This window comes from Streptomyces sp. NPDC048600 (genome assembly GCF_055587025.1).
This window is the reverse complement of the sequence record NZ_JBVJGZ010000022.1, coordinates 1-18,523: the sequence shown is the minus strand read 5'-3', so window position 1 is coordinate 18,523 and position 18,523 is coordinate 1. Positions and strand designations below refer to the sequence as shown.

General features: G+C 72.2%; 15 protein-coding genes and 1 pseudogene. 8 read left to right on the top strand and 8 right to left on the bottom strand.

Translation table 11 applies throughout. From position 1 onward, the window contains the following. The first annotated feature begins 95 nt into the window (after window positions 1-95). The 3 genes from ACZ6SQ_RS26570 to ACZ6SQ_RS26560 all read left to right on the top strand — a co-directional run bounded on the left by ACZ6SQ_RS26570 (window position 96) and on the right by ACZ6SQ_RS26560 (window position 2,994). On the top strand, window positions 96-1,019 hold the full coding sequence (locus ACZ6SQ_RS26570; RefSeq protein ID WP_469566284.1) for an ABC transporter ATP-binding protein: 924 nt from the start codon (window positions 96-98) through the stop codon (window positions 1,017-1,019). 88 nt (window positions 1,020-1,107) lie between these two features. Next, complete coding sequence (locus ACZ6SQ_RS26565) at window positions 1,108-1,878, top strand: ABC transporter permease (RefSeq protein WP_469566283.1); 771 nt, start codon at window positions 1,108-1,110, stop codon at window positions 1,876-1,878. A gap of 93 nt (window positions 1,879-1,971) precedes the next feature. Next, window positions 1,972-2,994, top strand: coding sequence for a COX15/CtaA family protein (locus ACZ6SQ_RS26560; protein ID WP_469566281.1), 1,023 nt, complete (start codon window positions 1,972-1,974; stop codon window positions 2,992-2,994). On the opposite strand, the gene ACZ6SQ_RS26555 is transcribed toward ACZ6SQ_RS26560, so the two are convergent. The 4 genes from ACZ6SQ_RS26555 to ACZ6SQ_RS26540 all read right to left on the bottom strand — a co-directional run bounded on the left by ACZ6SQ_RS26555 (window position 2,949) and on the right by ACZ6SQ_RS26540 (window position 6,412). Then, window positions 2,949-3,686 (bottom strand): nucleotidyltransferase domain-containing protein, encoded by a 738-nt coding sequence (locus ACZ6SQ_RS26555; protein WP_469566280.1) that lies wholly within the window; start codon window positions 3,684-3,686, stop codon window positions 2,949-2,951. The two genes, ACZ6SQ_RS26560 and ACZ6SQ_RS26555, sit on opposite strands and share 46 nt — an antisense overlap. Before the next feature lie 16 nt (window positions 3,687-3,702). Beyond that, window positions 3,703-4,809: an amidohydrolase family protein gene (locus tag ACZ6SQ_RS26550; protein ID WP_386379363.1), complete on the bottom strand. Its 1,107-nt coding sequence runs from the start codon at window positions 4,807-4,809 to the stop codon at window positions 3,703-3,705. Window positions 4,810-4,962: 153 nt separating this feature from the next. After that, a complete protein-coding gene (locus ACZ6SQ_RS26545; protein ID WP_386379362.1) occupies window positions 4,963-5,289 on the bottom strand; it encodes a hypothetical protein in 327 nt (108 codons plus the stop codon). Between the two features lie 172 nt (window positions 5,290-5,461). Next, a complete protein-coding gene (locus ACZ6SQ_RS26540) occupies window positions 5,462-6,412 on the bottom strand; it encodes a heme o synthase (RefSeq protein WP_386379496.1) in 951 nt (316 codons plus the stop codon). 412 nt (window positions 6,413-6,824) lie between these two features. Here ACZ6SQ_RS26540 and tkt point away from each other — a divergent pair, with 412 nt between their 5' ends. Genes tkt through pgl form a run of 5 tightly spaced genes read left to right on the top strand, consistent with a single transcriptional unit; the run spans window position 6,825 to window position 13,496 of the window. Further along, on the top strand, window positions 6,825-8,912 hold the full coding sequence (gene tkt, locus ACZ6SQ_RS26535) for a transketolase (protein ID WP_386379361.1): 2,088 nt from the start codon (window positions 6,825-6,827) through the stop codon (window positions 8,910-8,912). 34 nt (window positions 8,913-8,946) lie between these two features. Continuing rightward, on the top strand, window positions 8,947-10,065 hold the full coding sequence (gene tal, locus ACZ6SQ_RS26530) for a transaldolase (RefSeq protein ID WP_386379360.1): 1,119 nt from the start codon (window positions 8,947-8,949) through the stop codon (window positions 10,063-10,065). A gap of 4 nt (window positions 10,066-10,069) precedes the next feature. Further along, the gene (gene zwf / locus ACZ6SQ_RS26525) at window positions 10,070-11,593 is read left to right on the top strand and encodes a glucose-6-phosphate dehydrogenase (RefSeq protein WP_469566276.1); all 1,524 of its coding nucleotides are present in this window, start codon (window positions 10,070-10,072) and stop codon (window positions 11,591-11,593) included. Further along, entirely contained in the window at window positions 11,590-12,717 is a 1,128-nt protein-coding gene (opcA, locus tag ACZ6SQ_RS26520) for a glucose-6-phosphate dehydrogenase assembly protein OpcA (protein ID WP_469566274.1), read from the top strand. The genes zwf and opcA overlap by 4 nt, the downstream gene beginning before the upstream one ends. Beyond that, the gene (pgl, locus tag ACZ6SQ_RS26515) at window positions 12,714-13,496 is read left to right on the top strand and encodes a 6-phosphogluconolactonase (RefSeq protein ID WP_469566272.1); all 783 of its coding nucleotides are present in this window, start codon (window positions 12,714-12,716) and stop codon (window positions 13,494-13,496) included. Before opcA ends, pgl begins: the two co-directional genes overlap by 4 nt. A gap of 90 nt (window positions 13,497-13,586) precedes the next feature. Here pgl and ACZ6SQ_RS26510 read toward each other — a convergent pair whose 3' ends face one another. From ACZ6SQ_RS26510 to ACZ6SQ_RS26495, 4 genes and pseudogenes are all read right to left on the bottom strand, one after another. After that, window positions 13,587-14,963 (bottom strand): FAD-binding oxidoreductase, encoded by a 1,377-nt coding sequence (locus ACZ6SQ_RS26510; RefSeq protein ID WP_469566271.1) that lies wholly within the window; start codon window positions 14,961-14,963, stop codon window positions 13,587-13,589. A gap of 222 nt (window positions 14,964-15,185) precedes the next feature. After that, window positions 15,186-16,865, bottom strand: a complete 1,680-nt coding sequence (locus ACZ6SQ_RS26505; protein WP_469566269.1) for a LuxR C-terminal-related transcriptional regulator — start codon at window positions 16,863-16,865, stop codon at window positions 15,186-15,188. Window positions 16,866-16,939: 74 nt separating this feature from the next. Next, window positions 16,940-17,959, bottom strand: a complete 1,020-nt coding sequence (locus ACZ6SQ_RS26500; RefSeq protein WP_469566267.1) for a hypothetical protein — start codon at window positions 17,957-17,959, stop codon at window positions 16,940-16,942. A gap of 55 nt (window positions 17,960-18,014) precedes the next feature. After that, window positions 18,015-18,523, bottom strand: a pseudogene (locus tag ACZ6SQ_RS26495) (glucose-6-phosphate isomerase); the annotation flags it as partial.

Genomic DNA, 18,523 nt, shown 5'->3' with positions numbered 1-18,523 from the left:
TCCGGCGGCACCGGAGGGCGGCTCCGGCGCACATCCCGGGAAGTTCGCGCACCCGGCTGCCTGAGCCCCCGCGCGCGTACCTAGACTCCTGTCCCATGCGAACCGATCCCGTCCTCCAGGTGCAGTCCCTGGTGAAGCGGTACGGCGACACGACCGCGGTGGACGGCCTCGATCTGGTGGCCAGGCCCGGAGTCACCGCCGTACTCGGACCCAACGGCGCCGGCAAGACCACCACGATCGAGACATGCGAGGGCTACCGCAGACCGGACTCCGGCTCGGTGCGGGTCCTGGGCCTCGATCCGGTACGCCAGGGCGACGAGCTGCGTCCGCGGATCGGCGTGATGCTCCAGTCCGGCGGCGTCTACTCCGGCGCCCGTGCCGGGGAGATGCTCCGCCATGTCGCCCGGCTGCACGCGCACCCGCTGGACGTGGACGCGCTGATCGAGCGCCTCGGGCTCGGCTCCTGCGGCCGTACCTCCTACCGCCGGCTGTCCGGCGGCCAGCAACAGCGGCTCGCCCTCGCGATGGCCGTGGTCGGCCGCCCCGAGCTGGTGTTCCTCGACGAGCCCACCGCCGGGCTCGACCCGCAGGCCCGCCGCGCGACCTGGGAGCTCGTGCGCGACCTGCGCGCCGACGGCGTATCGGTGATCCTCACCACCCACTACATGGACGAGGCCGAGCAGCTCGCCGACGACGTCGCGATCATCGACGCCGGCCGGGTCATCGCCCAGGGCTCCCCCGAGGAACTGTGCCGCGGCGGCGCCGAGAACACCCTGCGGTTCACCGGCCGCCCCGGCCTCGACGTGAACTCGCTGCTCAAGGCACTGCCGGCGGACAGCACGGCCGCCGAGCTGACCCCGGGCTCCTACCGGATCACCGGCAAGGTCGACCCGCAGCTGCTCGCGACGGTCACCTCCTGGTGCGCGCAGCACGGCGTGATGCCGGACCGCATCTCGGTCGAACGGCACACGCTGGAGGACGTTTTTCTGGAGCTGACGGGTAAGGAGCTGCGTTCGTGACGTGCGTGCACACCGGCGACCGCCGGGGGTCCGGGGGGCGCCCCCCGGGAAGACAAAGCCTCGAGCCGACCGGCAAGGAGCTGCGTTCATGAGCGTCACCGGCGGGTACACCCCCCGTCCCGGCGCCGCCCCCCTGCCCCGCATGATCGCGGCGCAGGCGGTGCTGGAGACCAAGATGCTGCTGCGCAACGGCGAGCAGCTGCTGCTGACGGTCGTGATCCCCACGCTGCTGCTGGTGCTGTTCGGCTCGGTGGACATCGTCGACACCGGCGAGGGCGAGGCGGTGGACTTCCTCACACCCGGCATCCTGGCGCTCGCCGTGATGTCGACGGCGTTCACCGGGCAGGCCATCGCCACCGGCTTCGAGCGCCGCTACGGCGTGCTCAAGCGGCTCGCCGCCTCACCGCTGCCGCGCTGGGGCCTGATGACCGCGAAGACGGCGTCGGTGCTGGTCACCGAGGTCCTCCAGGTGCTCCTGGTGACGGTGATCGCCCTGGCCATGGGCTGGGACCCGCAGGGCAACCCGCTCGCCGTGTTCGCGCTGCTGGTCCTCGGTACGGCCGCCTTCTCGGGGCTCGGCCTGCTGATGGCGGGCACCCTCAAAGCGGAGGCCACGCTGGCCGCCGCCAACCTGGTGTTCCTGCTGCTGCTGGTCGGCGGCGGGGTCGTCGTGCCGCTGGACAAGTTCCCCTCCGGCGTCCAGGACATGCTCGCCCTGCTGCCCGTCTCGGCGCTGTCCGACGGGCTGCGGGACGTCCTTCAGCACGGGGCCGGGATGCCCTGGGGCGACCTGGGGATCCTCGCCGTGTGGGCGGTCGTGGGACTGACCGCGGCGGGGAAGTTCTTCCGCTGGGAGTGAGCCGTGGACAACCGCGCGAACAGGGATGAAAGCGACACTCGGGACAGGCGCGAGGGCGACCCTCGTGAAAGCGTGCACAAGCGGCCTTCTACGATGGACCGCGTGCCGAACCTGACCCCCGCCGACGCGGCAGCCGCCGTGCGCAACCCGCTCGCCTTCATCGCCGCACGCTGGACGCCCACACCCCGGACGGTCCGGCGGGCGGCCCTCGTCGCACTCGTGATGGCGGTCGTCATCGTGGTGACCGGCGGCGCCGTCCGCCTCACCGGCTCGGGCCTGGGCTGCCCGACCTGGCCCAAGTGCACCGAGGACTCGATCAACAACACCGCCGCGATGGGCATCCACGGCTACATCGAGTTCGGCAACCGCATGCTGACGTACGTCCTGTGCGCCGCGGTCGGCTGGGCGATCATCGCCGCGCGTTCGCAGAAGCCGTACCGTCGCAGCCTCACCCGCCTCGGCTGGGCGCAGTTCTGGATCGTGATGGGCAACGCGGTGCTCGGCGGCATCGTGGTGCTCGTCGGCCTGAACCCGTACACGGTCGCGGCGCACTTCCTGCTCTCCAGCGCCCTGATCGCGGTGGCCACGGTGATGTGGCAGCGCACCCGCGAGGGCGACGAGGCGCCCCGGCCGCTGGTCGGCAAGTCGGTGCAGCAGCTGGTGTGGGCGCTCGTCGGCGTCACCGTCCTGCTGATCGCGGTCGGTACGGTCGTCACCGGCGCCGGTCCGCACGCGGGCGACTCCAGCGAGGTCGAGCGCATGCCGCTGAACTGGGAGGACGTCAGCAAGCTGCACGCCGTCCTGGCCTGGATCGTGGTGACGCTGACCTTCGCCCTGTGGTTCGTGCTCAAGGCGGTCGACGCCCCGCGGGGCCCGCTGGACCGTACGCGTGAGCTGTTCCTGGTGCTGCTCGCCCAGGGCGCCATCGGCTACGTCCAGTTCTTCACCGACCTGCCCGAGCTCCTGGTCGGCGCCCATATGTTCGGCTCCTGCCTGGTCTGGATCGCCGCCGTGCGGGTGCTGCTGGCCATGCGCGAGCGCCCCGACTCCGCTCCGGCCGGCCTGCCGCTTCAGCCGTTCGAGGCGACCAGCGCGTCGATCGCCGGCCCCAGGTAGCCCCGGACGAGCCCGGCCCGCCGGGCCCGCCACTCGCGGGTGACCGGCGGCGGGTCGTCGTAGCGGCGGCCGCGGACGTCGTCGACGACCTCGCCGGGCGCGCCGAGTGCGGGCAGCAGGTCCAGCGCCTCCCGCTTGGAGATCAGCCGCCCGTCGCGCACGGTCGCGCTCGCCCGGGCGAAGGTGACCAGCCCCAGGTCGACCCAGACGTCCTCGGTCCACAGCCCGGGCCGGTCGAGCGCCCGCCGCCAGTAGTCCCGCTGGTCGCGCAGGACGAACTCCCGCAGGCTCCCCTCCGGCAGGGGCGGCAGCAGCCCGGCGGGCGGCGTGCCGTGCAGCACCCGCCCGAAGGCGTGCAGCTCGGCACGGGTCACCGGGGTGACCGGTCGCCCGAACAGCTGCTGGTGCGCCCAGGTCAGGTGGCGCCGGGCGGGGTCGGCGACGGTGTCCGGCGTGAGATAGGTGCAGTGCAGCTTCGGCGCGAGCGGCTCCCGGCGCAGCCGGGCGTGCAGCACGGCGATCCGCCACAGGACGCCCGGGGTCACCGGTCCCGGCAGCATCGCGATCAGGTCGAGGTCGCTGCGGCCCTCCTGGTAGTCGCCCCCGGCGAGGGAGCCGTGGGCCCAGACGGCGACGGGGTCCACCGCCGCCAGTTCGCGGACGAAGCGGGCGAGTAAGGTCTCGGTCTCCATCCGTCCGTTCTACACCTCACTCCAGCCCGTACACCCGGCGCGCGTTGCCCGCCGCGAGCAGCCCGGCCACGCGCTGGGCATCGCCGAGGGACCAGGCGTCCTCGGCGACCCAGGCGCCCAGCACCCGGCCGAGGGCCTCGCGGAACAGACGGGCGCCGATGACGTGCAGCTCGGGCAGTCCGTGCGCGCCGCTGGAGAAGAGGACCTTGCCGAAGGGGGCCAGCTCCAGGATCTCGGCGAGGACCGTGGCGGCACGGGCGCCGGTGCGGGCCAGGGCCGCGCCCGAGTCGGCGTACACATGCGGGAAGACCCCGGCGAGGTGGGCGGCGTGCCGGTGGTACGGGTAGCCGTGCAGCAGCACCAGGTCGGTGCCGAGGCCCGCAGTCGCCCGCACGAAGTCCGTCAGGAGGACCGGGTCGGTGCGGTCGATGCGCTGGCCCGGCTCCCCGAGTCCCGCGTGCAGCTGGAGGGGGCGTCCCGAGGCCACGGCGATCCACAGCAGATGCCGCAGCAGGACCGGGTCGCTGACCTCGCCGCCGACCCTGCGGGCGGCCAGCCAGCGGCCGGCCGCGCTGCGCACCTCGCCGGGGCCGGGCGGCTCCGGGGCCAGCGCGAGGCCGTGCCGTACGCCCGCGACGGAGGTGAAGGCGACGGCGTCCGCGGCGGCGCCGTGCACGGACTCGGCGAGGTTGGCGAGGAAGGACTCGACGGTGCCGGAGGTGTCGGCGACCTGCTCAGCGAGCAGTTCCAGCCGGACGATCTCGCGGGCCTCGGCGTCGGCGGCGGTGGCCATCTCGCCGGGGCCGGTCAGGTCGCCCGGCAGGCCGGTGTCCATCAGATAGGTGGTGATGCCGCTGCCGCGCAGCAGTCTGCGGCCGGCCTCCAGGACCCCGAGTTCGCGACGTCTGGCGAGATAGCGGGCCGGGTGGCAGTGGGGTTCCAGACCGAGCAGCGGCGGGCACCAGCGGCGCACGGCGAAGCCGGTCTGGGTGTCGAAGAGGGTGGTGCCGGGGGCGGGTGGGCCCTCGGTACGGGACAGCTGAGCCTCGAAGGTGCCGAGGCCCAGCTCTGTTCTCAGTACGCCGTGGCAGTACTGGTCCACGAGGGACGGCGTGTCGATCATCCCGGGCTTCCCGTGGGCGGACGTGGTTCTACCCGTCCTAACGGGTGACCGGGTGATGAGGTGCGCCTCCCGGACGGGACGACTCGATCGCCCCGCGCGCGCCGGACGCCGGGCGCCTCGCGCGCGGTCCCCGCGCCCCTTGGGGAGGGCGGGTCAGCCGCCGATCTGGATGCCCGCCATCCGCTTCCATTCGTAACGGCCGGTCTGCACCTTCGCCGCGAACTCGCCGTCGAAGTCCTCGTGCACGGTGATGCCGGACTTGGTGACGGCCTGCTGGGCGATCTCCAGGGTCGGGGCGACGAGGTTGCCCCAGTTGCCGTCCTCGCCCACGAGGGCGATCCGGGCACCGCGCTCGCCGATGTAGGCGACCTGGCCCTCGGCGCCGCCGTGGGCCTTGGCGAAGGCGCTGATCTGCTTGGCGAGCCGGGCGGCCTTGCGCTCGGCCTTCGGGTCAACCTGCTGCGTGTCCGTGTCTGCCATGGTCAGGATGCTACCGACGCGTAGATCGTTCGGCGACGGCCCTGCCGCGTGACGCTTGCCTCAGCGCGGGGCCCCGGTGCGAGGCGGGGGCGCCGGGCCGACGGGTCAGCCGGCCAGCAGGTCGGCGGGTCAGCCGAGGCGGGCCGACGCTCAGCTCAGCCGGACGCGGCGCTCAGCGCAGGAAGGGGTCCACCGCGACCGCGACGAACAGCAGCGAGACATAGGTGATGGACCAGTGGAACAGCCGCATCTCCTTGAGCTTGCCGCCCGTGACCTCGGCCCTGGCGCGGTTCTGGAGGGCGTGCGCCTCCCACAGCCACCAGCCGCCCGCGGCCAGCGCGACCGCGGTGTAGAACCAGCCGGTGTAGCCGAGGGGTGTGAGCAGCAGGGATACGGCGACCATCACCCAGCTGTAGATGACGATCTGCCGGGCGACGACCTTGTTGGAGGCGATGACCGGCAGCATGGGCACGCCCACGCGCGCGTAGTCCTCCTTGACCTTCATGGACAGCGGCCAGTAGTGCGGCGGCGTCCAGAAGAAGATGACCAGGAAGAGGATGACCGGGGCCCAGGACAGCGAGTCCTTCACGGCCGTCCAGCCGATGAGCACGGGCATGCAGCCCGCGATGCCGCCCCAGACGATGTTCTGTGACGTACGCCTCTTGAGGATCATCGTGTAGATCACGACATAGAAGAGGAGCGCGCCGAGGGAGAGCCAGGCGCTCAGCCAGTTGACGGCGAGGCCGAACAGCAGGGTGGAGACCACCGCGAGGGCGATGCCGAAGGCCAGGCACTCCCGCGGGCCGACCATGCCGGTCACCAGCGGCCGCTGCGAGGTGCGGTCCATCAGCGCGTCGATGTCACGGTCGATGTACATGTTCAGCGCGTTGGCGCCGCCCGCGGAGAGGTAGCCGCCGACGCAGGTCAGCAGCACCAGACGGAGATCGGGCACACCCTGCTCGGCAAGGAACATCACCGGGACGGTGGTGATGAGCAGCAGCTCGATGATCCGCGGCTTGGTCAACGCCACGAAGCCCTTGACACGGGCCCCCAACGGCCGGTGGCTCGGGATCTGGCTCGTCCCGATCCCCGCTGGACGGGATTCAACGGCCGTCACGCACACCCCTGACAGAGACATCCCAGCGAGCCTGGTCCGTGTGAAGTCCGGGTAAAGCTCGCGCGTACCACGCCACTGTAGACGTTGCCCAGACCCGGACATTCGCGGGGGTGGGGTCGTGTTGGCGGCCGTGACCGACGGCACGTACGAGGGTGCGATCGTGCGACCTTCCGACGGGCGCGCCGAAGCTCGATTGAGCAGTCAGATGAGCGGCTCCGTATTCACATGCCGAAAGGCCCGCAGCCCAGTCGGGAGGCGGATCTCCGAGAGTCCCGTCACTCTGGAATGAGCGGAAAAAACGCACGTACTTACGGGGGTAGGCTCACCATCGGCCGGTGCGCGTCGAGCGCACCGGAGGCCGGTGGACGAGCGCCCGGACCACCGGCTACCGACATGTGGAGAGGAGCCCTGACTCAGGGTGAGCACCAAGCCGACCACCACAGACTTCGCGTGGACCGAAATGGACCAGCGGGCCGTCGACACCGCTCGCGTCCTGGCCGCCGATGCCGTACAGAAGGTCGGCAACGGCCATCCGGGTACGGCGATGAGCCTGGCGCCTGCCGCCTACACCCTCTTCCAGAAGGTGATGCGGCACGACCCCGCCGACGCCGACTGGGTGGCCCGCGACCGATTCGTCCTGTCCGCCGGTCACTCGTCGCTGACCCTCTACACCCAGCTGTACCTGGCCGGCTTCGGCCTGGAGCTGGACGACCTGAAGGCGTTCCGCACCTGGGGCTCCAAGACCCCCGGTCACCCCGAGTACGGCCACACCGTGGGCGTGGAGACGACCACCGGCCCGCTGGGCCAGGGCATCGCCAACGCCGTGGGCATGGCCATGGCCGCCCGCTACGAGCGCGGTCTGTTCGACCCCGAGGCCCCGGCCGGCGAGTCGCCGTTCGACCACTTCGTGTACGTGATCGCCGGTGACGGCTGCCTCCAGGAGGGCATCTCCGCCGAGGCGTCCTCGCTGGCCGGCCACCAGAAGCTCGGCAACCTGGTCCTGCTGTGGGACGACAACCACATCTCGATCGAGGGCGACACCGAGACCGCAGTCTCCGAGGACGTCACCAAGCGCTACGAGGCCTACGGCTGGCACGTCCAGCGCGTGGAGCCGCAGGCGAACGGCGACCTCGACCCGAAGGCGATCTTCGAGGCGGTCGAGAAGGCCAAGGCGGTCACCGACAGGCCGTCCTTCATCGCGATGCGCTCGATCATCGCCTGGCCCGCCCCGAACGCGCAGAACACCGAGGCCGCGCACGGCTCGGCGCTCGGCGACGACGAGGTCGCGGCCACCAAGCGCGTCCTCGGCTTCGACCCGGAGCAGTCCTTCGAGGTCTCCGACGAGGTCATCGGCCACACCCGCGAGGCCCTGGAGCGCGGCCGCCAGTTCAAGGCGGAGTGGGAGAAGTCGTTCCAGGAGTGGCGCAACAGCAACCCGGAGCGCGCCGCCGAGTTCGACCGGATCGCCGCGGGCGAGCTGCCCGAGGGCTGGGAGGACAAGCTCCCGGTCTTCGAGCCCGGCAAGGGTGTCGCCACCCGTGCCGCCTCGGGCAAGGTCCTCCAGGCGCTCGGCGCGGTGGTCCCGGAGCTGTGGGGCGGCTCGGCCGACCTGGCCGGCTCCAACAACACCACGATCGACAAGACCTCGTCGTTCCTGCCCGAGGGCAACCCGCTGCCCGAGGCACACCCGTACGGCCGCACGATCCACTTCGGTATCCGTGAGCACTCCATGGCCGCGGAGATGAACGGCATCGCCCTGCACGGCGGCACGCGCATCTACGGAGGCACCTTCCTGGTGTTCTCCGACTACATGCGCAACGCGGTGCGGCTGTCGGCGCTGATGCACCTGCCGGTGACGTACGTGTGGACGCACGACTCCATCGGTCTCGGCGAGGACGGCCCCACCCACCAGCCGGTGGAGCACCTGGCCTCGCTGCGCGCGATCCCCGGTCTGAACGTGGTCCGCCCGGCGGACGCCAACGAGACCGCGATCGCCTGGCGCGAGATCCTCAAGCGCTACACGAAGGTGTTCGGCAAGGGTCAGCCGCACGGTCTCGCCCTCACCCGCCAGGGTGTCCCGGTCTACGAGCCGAACGAGGACGCCGCGCGCGGCGGTTACGTCCTGTTCGAGGCGTCGAACGGCGCGCCCGAGGTCGTCCTGATCGCGACCGGCTCCGAGGTGCACGTGGCCGTCGAGGCGCGCGAGCAGCTGGAGGCCGCCGGCACGCCCACGCGGGTCGTGTCCATGCCCTGCGTGGAGTGGTTCGAGGAGCAGGACCAGGGGTACCGGGACAGCGTCCTGCCGCCGTCCGTCAAGGCGCGTGTGGCGGTCGAGGCCGGTATCGGTCTGACCTGGCACAAGTACGTGGGTGACGCCGGCCGCATCGTTTCCCTGGAACACTTCGGCGCTTCCGCGGACGGCAAGGTCCTCTTCCGCGAGTACGGCTTCACCGGGGAGAACGTGGCCGCCGTAGCGCGGGAATCGATCGCCGCAGCCCAGCGCTGACGCTCATATACGACATGTAGGAGATGCAATTTCCATGACAGACGCACTCAAGCGCCTCTCCGAGGAAGGCGTCGCGATCTGGCTGGACGACCTGTCCCGCAAGCGGATCACGTCCGGCAACCTCGCCGAACTGATCGACCAGAGCTACGTCGTGGGCGTCACCACCAACCCGACGATCTTCCAGAAGGCGATCTCGTCGGGTGACGGCTACGAGCAGCAGCTCGCGGACCTCGCCGCCCGCAAGGTGACCGTGGACGAGGCCGTCCGAATGATCACCACGGCGGACGTCCGGGACGCCGCGGACATCCTGCGTCCGGTGTACGACGCCACCGACGGCCAGGACGGCCGGGTCTCCATCGAGGTCGACCCGCGCCTGGCCCACAACACCGCGGCGACCGTCGCCGAGGCCAAGCAGCTGGCCTGGCTGGTCGACCGGCCCAACACCCTGATCAAGATCCCGGCCACCAAGGCGGGTCTGCCCGCCATCACCGAGGTGATCGGCAACGGCATCAGCGTCAACGTCACGCTGATCTTCTCGCTGGAGCGCTACCGCGAGGTCATGGACGCCTACCTGGCGGGCCTGGAGAAGGCGAAGGAGAAGGGCCTGGACCTCTCCCTCATCCACTCCGTGGCGTCCTTCTTCGTGTCCCGGGTGGACACCGAGATCGACAAGCGCCTCGACGCGCTCGGCACCGACGAGGCCAAGGCGGCCCGCGGCAAGGCCGCCCTCGCCAACGCGCGGCTGGCCTACCAGGCGTACGAGGAGGTCTTCTCCTCCGACCGCTGGAACGCGCTGGAGCGCACGGGCGCCAACAAGCAGCGTCCGCTGTGGGCCTCCACGGGCGTGAAGGACCCGGCGTACAAGGACACCCTGTACGTCGACGACCTGGTGGCGCCGAACACGGTGAACACCATGCCGGAGGCCACCCTGCTGGCCACCGAGGACCACGGCTCGATCACCGGCGACACCGTCACCGGTACCTACGAGCAGGCCCGTGCGGACCTCGACGCCGTCGAGAAGCTCGGGATCTCGTACGACGACGTGGTCCAGCTCCTGGAGGACGAGGGCGTCGAGAAGTTCGAGGCGTCCTGGAACGATCTGCTGACCTCGACCGAGGCGGAACTGAAGCGCCTCGCCCCCTCGGAGGGCTGATTCCTTGTCAAGCAGCAACCCGCTGCGTGACCCGGCAGACCGACGGCTCCCGCGTATCGCGGGGCCGTCGGGCCTGGTCATCTTCGGCGTCACAGGCGATTTGTCACGCAAAAAGCTGATGCCCGCCGTGTACGACCTCGCGAACCGGGGTCTGCTGCCGCCGGGCTTCTCGCTGGTCGGCTTCGCCCGCCGCGAGTGGGCGCACGAGGACTTCGCGCAGGAGGTCCACGACGCCGTCAAGGAGCACGCCCGCACCCCCTTCCGCGAGGAGGTCTGGCAGCAGCTCATCCAGGGCATGCGCTTCGTGCAGGGCACCTTCGACGACGACGACGCCTTCGAGAGGCTGCGCGCCACCATCGACGAGCTGGACAAGGCCCAGGGGACCGGCGGCAACTTCGCCTTCTACCTGTCGGTGCCGCCCCGCTCCTTCCCCGTGGTCATCCAGCAGCTGAAGAAGCACGGCCTGGCCGACCAGACCGGCGGCTCCTGGCGCCGCGCGGTCATCGAGAAGCCCTTCGGTCACGACCTGGCCTCCGCCGAGGAGCTCAACAAGGTCGTGCACGAGGTCTTCGCCCCGGACCAGGTCTTCCGCATCGACCACTACCTGGGCAAGGAGACCGTCCAGAACATCCTGGCGCTGCGCTTCGCCAACACGATGTTCGAGCCGATCTGGAACCGGTCCTTCGTGGACCATGTGCAGGTCACGATGGCCGAGGACATCGGCATCGGCGGCCGCGCCGGCTACTACGACGGCATCGGCGCCGCCCGTGACGTCATCCAGAACCACCTGCTCCAGCTGCTGGCCCTGACCGCGATGGAGGAGCCCGCCTCCTTCGACGCGGACGCGCTGGCCGCCGAGAAGACCAAGGTGCTCGGCGCGATGAAGCTGCCCAGGGACCTGGGCCGGGACACCGTGCGCGCCCAGTACTCGGCGGGCTGGCAGGGCGGCGAGAAGGCCGTCGGCTATCTGGAGGAGGAGGGCATCGACCCCGGCTCCAAGACCGACACCTACGCCGCGATCAAGCTGTGCATCGACAACCGCCGCTGGGCGGGCGTGCCGTTCTATCTGCGCACCGGGAAGCGGCTGGGCCGCCGGGTGACGGAGATCGCGGTGGTCTTCCAGCGCGCTCCCCACTCCCCCTTCGACACCACGGCGACGGAGGAGCTGGGCCAGAACGCGATCGTCATCCGCGTCCAGCCCGACGAGGGCGTCACCGTCCGCTTCGGCTCCAAGGTGCCGGGCACCTCGATGGAGATCCGGGACGTGTCCATGGACTTCGCGTACGGCGAGTCGTTCACGGAGTCCAGCCCGGAGGCCTACGAGCGACTCATCCTCGACGTCCTGCTCGGCGACTCCAACCTCTTCCCGCGCACGGAGGAGGTCGAGCTGTCCTGGAAGATCCTCGACCCGATCGAGCGGTACTGGGACGAGCACGGCAGGCCCGCGCAGTACCCGGCCGGTACCTGGGGCCCCGTCGAGGCGGACGAGATGCTCGAACGAGACGGACGGAGCTGGCGCCGGCCATGAACATAGACCTCACCGACACCACGGCCAGCAAGATCAACAAGGCACTGGTGAAGGGCCGCCGCGCCATCGGCACGCCGGCCGTGGGCATGGTCCTCACCCTCGTCATCGTCACCGACGAGGAGAACGCCTACGACGCCCTGCGGGCCGCCAACGACGCCTCGCGGGAGCACCCCTCGCGCACCCTGGTCGTCATCAGGCGCGTCTCGCGCACCTCGCGCGACCGCACCCAGTCCCGGCTCGACGCCGAGGTCCGGGTGGGCGCCGACGCGGGCACCGGCGAGACGGTCGTGCTGCGGCTGTACGGCGAGGTGGTCGACCACGCCCAGTCGGTCGTGCTGCCGCTGCTGCTGCCGGACGCCCCCGTGGTCGTCTGGTGGCCGGTGAACGCGCCCCTCGACCCGGCCGGGGACCCGCTGGGCGCGCTCGCCCAGCGACGGGTGACCGACAGCTACGCGGCCGAGCAGCCGGTGCGGGGCCTCAGCGCCCGCGCCGGTACCTACACGCCCGGGGACACCGACCTGGCGTGGACCCGGATCACGCCCTGGCGTTCCATGCTGGCGGCGGCCCTGGACCAGGTGACCTGCGAGGTGCGGGGCGTCGAGGTCGAGGGCGAGGAGTTCAACCCGAGCTGCGAGCTGCTGGCGATGTGGCTCGCGGACCGGCTGGACGTGCCGGTGCGGCGCTCGGTGTCCGGCGGCCCCGGTCTGACCGGGGTGCGCATGGACACCGACTGCGGTCCGATCGTCCTCGACCGCGCCGACGGCACGCTGGCGACCCTGTCCATCGAGGGTCAGCCGGACCGCGCGGTGGCGCTCAAGCGCCGCGAGACGGCCGACCTGATCGCGGAGGAGCTGCGGCGTCTGGACCCGGACGACACGTACGCGTCCGCGCTGCGGTTCGGGCTGGAGCGGCTGACCGCTCCCCGGGCCGGGGAGACCTCCGGCTCCGGGCGGGCCGCCGACGCCGGGGAACCGGCCGACGGCGGTGCGCCGGACGGGGCAGGTGAGCCGCGGGCCGACGCCGGTGCGCCGGACGAGGCCGGTGACCCGCGGGCCGACGCCGGGACCGCGGCTCCCGAGAGGGTCACCCCCAAGGCCCTGGCGAAGAAGGCGGCCGCGCAGTGAGTACGCCCCAGCTCGTCGTGCACCGCGACAAGGAACTGATGGCCCGGGCCGCCGCGGCCCGGCTGATCACGAAGATCGTCGACGCGCAGGCCTCCCGCGGCTCCGCGTCCGTCGTGCTCACCGGCGGCCGCAACGGCAACGGCCTGCTCGCCGCCCTGGCCGCCGCCCCTGCCCGGGACGCCGTGGACTGGGGCCGCCTGGACCTGTGGTGGGGGGACGAGCGCTTCCTGCCCGAGGGCGACCCCGAGCGCAATGTCACCCAGGCCCGCGAGGCGCTGCTCGACGCGGTGCCGCTGGACCCGAAGCGCGTGCACGCCATGCCCGCGTCCGACGGACCGTACGGCGCCGACGCGGACGCGGCCGCCGCCGCCTACGCCGAGGAACTGGCCCGCGCGGCCGGTCCCGAGAACCACGGCGACGTGCCCACCTTCGACGTCCTGATGCTGGGTGTCGGCCCGGACACGCACGTGGCCTCGCTGTTCCCGGAGCTGCCCGCGGTGCGCGAGACCGAGCGCACGGTGGTCGGCGTGCACGGCGCCCCCAAGCCGCCGCCCACCCGGGTCACCCTCACCCTTCCGGCGATCCGGGCGGCCCGTGAGGTGTGGCTGCTGGCGGCCGGCCAGGACAAGGCGCAGGCCGCGGCGATCGCGCTGTCCGGCGCCGGGGAGATCCAGGCCCCGGCGGCCGGCGCCCGCGGCCGGCAGCGCACCCTGTGGCTGCTGGACGCGGCCGCGGCCGGGCAGTTGCCGCGCTCGCTGTACCCGCCCGCGTCTCCGTGACGTCTCCGTGACGTGCCGAGGAGGGCCCCGGGCGATCCGCCCAGGGCCCTTTTCTCGTTCGGGGGTTCAGGGGTTCGGGGGTTCGGGGGTTCAGGGCGCGATGTTGTGGTTGAGCCGGAACAGGTTGCCGGGGTCGTACCGCCGCTTGAGCTCCGCCAACCGGTCGTAGTTGCCGAGGTAGTTGGCCCGTACGCGGTCCTGGTCGTCGCCGTCCATGAAGTTGACGTAGGCGCCCTCGGCGGAGTGCGGCAGCAGGGCCGCGTGGAAGGACCGCACCCAGTCCTTCTGCGCCTCGCAGTCCTCCCGGGTGGCGAGCGTCGGCGACAGCGCGGTCGCGAAGTCGACGTCCCGGTAGGCGAAGGCGGTGTCGTGCGGGCCGACCCGCTGCACCGCGCCGTCCAGCGGGAACACCACGGTCGCGCTCTCGATGGAGGGCGTCGAGGCGCCGTACTCGACGTAGGCGTCGACGGCGCCGTCCGGCAGGCCGCGGCTGAAGGTGCCCTTCCAGTAGTGGAACAGGCCCGCGGGCAACAGCTCGTCGAACAGGGTGTTGATCACCGGGTAGGGCATCCGGTCGAGCATCTGTCCGAGGACGGGGCCGAGTCCGGCGAGCAGTCCGCGGATCTCGACGTCCTGCTCCCGAGGCCCGCTCCAGCAGGTGACCACACCGCACAGCGGCCGCCCGTGCCAGCGCTCGGGCAGGAACGGCAGCGGCGGCCCGAGTCCCACGACCAGCAGCGCGCCGAGCCGTTCGTCGGCGCCGCCGATCATCTCCCGGTAGCGGCGGATCACCTCGCCGTCGAGCGGGAAGAAGGTCGGCCCGCCGAGGATGTCCGCGACCGGGTGCAGGCGGTAGGCGAAGGAGGTGACGACCCCGAAGTTCCCGCCGCCGCCGCGCAGTGCCCACAGCAGGTCGGCGTTCCGCTCCCCGGTGCAGGTGACGAAGGACCCGTCGGCGGTCACCACGTCGGCCGCGACCAGGTTGTCGCAGGCCAGTCCACAGCGCCGGGCGAGATGCCCCATGCCGCCGCCCGTGGTGAGGCCGCCGATGCCGGTGCTGGAGACGACCCCGCCGGTGGTGGCGAGCCCGAAGGCGTGCGTGGCGTGGTTGAGGTCGGCCCAGGTGCAGCCGCCCTGTGCGCGGGCCGTGCGGGTCTCGGGGTCGACCCGGATGCCGCGCATCCGCCCGAGGTCGAGGACGATCCCGTCGTCGCAGGTGCCGTACCCGGCGACGCTGTGGCTGCCGCCGCGCACCGCGAGCGGCAGCCCCCGTTCGCGGGCGAAGTCGACCGTGGCGATCACGTCGCCCGCGTCGACGGCCCGCACGACGAGCGCCGGGCGCCGGTCGGACATGGCGTTGTAGACCTTGCGTGCCTCGTCGTACTCGGGGTCGCCGGGCTCGACGACGTCCCCGCGCAGGGCGCCGCGCAGCCGCTGGTCGTCCAGGGTCGGTGGGGAGACGGTCATGGCGGCCACCTGCCTTCGGCGGATCGGGGACGGTGTGTCCTTTCGGTGTACGCCCGCCCGGGGCCGCCCCTCATCGCCACAACGGCCCATCCCGCCGGGTCGGGGAATGGGCGAAACGGCCCATGCCCCCATCGGGCGGTCCCGCTCAGGTCGGCCGGTCCCGCTCGGGTCGGCCGGTCCCACTCAGGCCGACCGGTCCCACTCAGGCCGGTCAGGGCTTCTTCAGGCAAGGCCGTGCCGGAAGGCGTACGCCGTCGCCGCGGCCCGTGAGGACACGTCCAGCTTGGCGAAGATGTTGTTCAGATGGCGGGCGACGGTGTGCTCGCTGATCACCAGCTCGGCGGCCACGGCCCGGTTGGTCCGGCCCGCGGCGACCAGCCGCAGCACCTCGGTCTCCCGCTCGGTGAGCGCGCCGGGCTCACGGGCGCCCGGTCCCGCGAGCAGCGCCGCCGCCCGCCGCGCGTCCGGGACCGCGCCGAGCCGGTCGAACACACCCCGGGCGGCCCGCAGTTCCAGCCGGGCGCCCTCCTCGTCGCCGGCCGCGCGGTGGGCCGCGGCGAGCGTCATCCGGACCTGCGCCTCCTCGTAGGGCACGTCCAGCGCCAGCCACAGCGACAGCGCCCGCCTGAGCAGGAGCACCGCCCGCTCGGCATCGTGCTCGGCGTAGGCCACCGCGCCGCTCGCCGACGCGGCGGCAGCGTCCAGCGGGGTGGTCGACGAGCGGCGCCGCACGCCCCAGTCGGCGGCCAGGTCCTCCAGTTCCGCGGCGGCCGTCCGGGCCTCCTCGACCCGGTCCAGGGCGAGCGAGATCTCGGCCCGCGCCGCCAGCAGCCGGCAGTGCGCGAGCCGGTCTCCCCCGTCGCCCTCGGCGGCGAGGGCGAGCCGCAGCCCGGTGACCGCCGCCTCGGCCCGGCCCTGGGCCAGCCGCAGCAGGGCGAGCCCGGGCTGCGGGTCACGGCCGAGCTCGTGCGCCCGCCGGTACGCCGTCTCGGCCGCGGCCGTGTCACCGCGCCGCCGCTGGATGTCCCCGATCAGGCAGAACGTCTCTGCCGCCGCGCCCCGCTCGTACGGCAGCAGCTCCTCGCACGTGCGTACGGCCTCCTCCAGCGCCCGCGGCCACAGCCCGCGCAGCTCCAGCACCTCCACCCGGTGCACCCGGCACAGTCCGCGGAAGTTGTTCTCGGCCGGCATCGCCGCGCACCAGCGCATGGCCGCGTCGGTCCACTCGGCGGCCCGTTCCAGATCGGCGCAGGCCATGCAGCGCTGGAGGCCCAGGCAGTAGATCCAGCCGGTGAAGAAGGCGCTCAGCTCGCCCGCCATGGCCGGGCACAGCGCGTCGTCGAGCAGTTCGAGGCCCTCGGCGACCCGGCCCTGGTCCAGCAGGACGCCGGCCTGCGCCTGGACGCTCATCGCGTGCAGATCCGGGCTGCCGCGGCGCCGCGCGATGTCCTGCATGCGCCGTGCCGCGGTCATCGCCGCGTCGAACTCGCCGCGAGCGGCGGCGGCCTCGGCCTCCATCCACACCAGGTAGCACTGCTCGACGCACTCCGGCTCGGCGCTCAGGTGCCGTCTTGCCCGGCGCAGCCAGCCGGCCGCCAGTGCCGTGCGTCCCGCGAGCTGGTGCTCGTAGAAGAGCATCCAGGCGCAGTACCCGGCCCGTCGCCCGTTGTGCGTGGCCACGTATCCGGCGTACGCCTTGGTGCGGGCGACGATCGACTCCTCGATGCGGCTGGTCCACCAGGCCGCGTCCGCCCAGGCGGCGAAGTCGTCGGGGGTGAGCGCGGCCGGGCTGCCGCTGAGCAGGCGGTAGGCCTCGGCCCACGCCTGCCGTGCGACGGCGTCGCGTGCCCGGTGAACGTCGTCCGGGACAGCCGTCCCGGTGCCGGTGGTCCGTTCACTCACCCCGGCTCCCTTCTCGCGTCCGCGAGCCGGCCCGTGCCCTTCCCTCCAGGATAGGCAGCGCCGGACGGGGGGCCTCAGGGACCGTAGGGCCCCTGCCCGTACGGGTTGCCCTGCGGCGGGTACGGGGCTCCCGGCGGGGGTGCATAGGGATGACCCTGGTGGGGCGGGTGCCCTGGGGCGGGTTGCGGGACGTATCCGGGCGCGGGCTGCGGGGCGTGTCCGGGCGCGGGCTGCGGCGGGTACGGGTGGCCGTACGGCGGGGTGTAGGGGTTGCCGTACGGGTTCCCCTGCTGCGGGACGTACGGCGGAGCCGTCGGCGGCATCGGCGGGGGCGTGCCCGGGATGCGCGGCAGGGTCGCGGGGTGGGCGCCGAGGCGGATGCCGTAGCGGCTGCGCAGCCGACGCATCTCCAGCAGCGAGATGGCGGTGACCGTGACAGGCGCGCCGAGGATGAACAGGATGCCCATCGCGAGGCTGAGACCGTGCAGATCGCCCGAGAACAGGTCGAAGAGGGCCATCAGCCAGGAGGTGACCGTGGCGAGCAGCGGCGGCAGGCAGCGGTGGACGACGGCGGTGCCGAAGAAGTTGCCGGTGATCCGGATCGCGCCGGCCATCGCGAAGAAGGCCAGCCACAGGGCCGCCAGCGTGACCACGAGCCGGACGAGGGTCGGCAGTGACGTCGACAGGGTGAACAGCAGGACGGTGGTGACCACCGACCCGACGAACAGCAGGAGCAGCTTGAGCGCCTTCACCAGGGGCTCGCGCAGCTGTGCCACCGTGCCCCCGCCGGAGCGCCGCCACACCCAGAGCATGACGCCGGCGGTGATCGGGGTGAGGAACAGCAGCACCATGGACGCGGCCATGGCGTTGCCCAGTACCTCGGTGAAGGCGAAGCCGCCCTCGACGTAGGTGTAGACGCCGAGGGCGGCGACGGCTCCGGCAATGACACGGGCGCGCTTGAGCGACTCGACCGACGGATCCACCGAGTCGGGGATCCAGGTCGGGTGGAACATCACCCATGCCACCTTGTACGGCTTCAGGAACGTCTTGGCGGTCAGCCTGCCGCCGGTCCAACTCCGTTGTGGGACTGTCAAGTTGCACTCCCCCGAGTGATCGTGCTCATGATCGCCCGGAGGAGTCTAGCCCGGTTCAGCCCCGGGCGCGCAGCTCCCGGTACTTCGCGACGAGTGCTGCCGTGGAGGTGTCGAGTCCGGGGACGTCGGTGCCTTCGGTGAGGGCGGGTTCGATGCGCTTGGCGAGGACCTTGCCGAGTTCGACGCCCCACTGGTCGAAGGAGTCGATGTCCCACACCGCGCCCTGGACGAACACCTTGTGCTCGTACAGCGCGATCAGCTGGCCGAGGACCGAGGGGGTCAGCTCGGCGGCGAGGACGGTGGTGGTGGGGCGGTCGCCGTGGAACGTCTTGTGGGCGACGAGTTCCTCGGGCACGCCCTCCGCGCGGACCTCGTCGGGGGTCTTGCCGAAGGCGAGGGCCTGGGTCTGCGCGAAGAAGTTCGCCATCAGCAGGTCGTGCTGGGCGGCGAGGGGGTCACCGAGTCCGGTGACCGGCCGGGCGAAGCCGATGAAGTCCGCCGGGATCAGCCTGGTGCCCTGGTGGATCAGCTGGTAGTAGGCGTGCTGCCCGTTGGTGCCGGGCG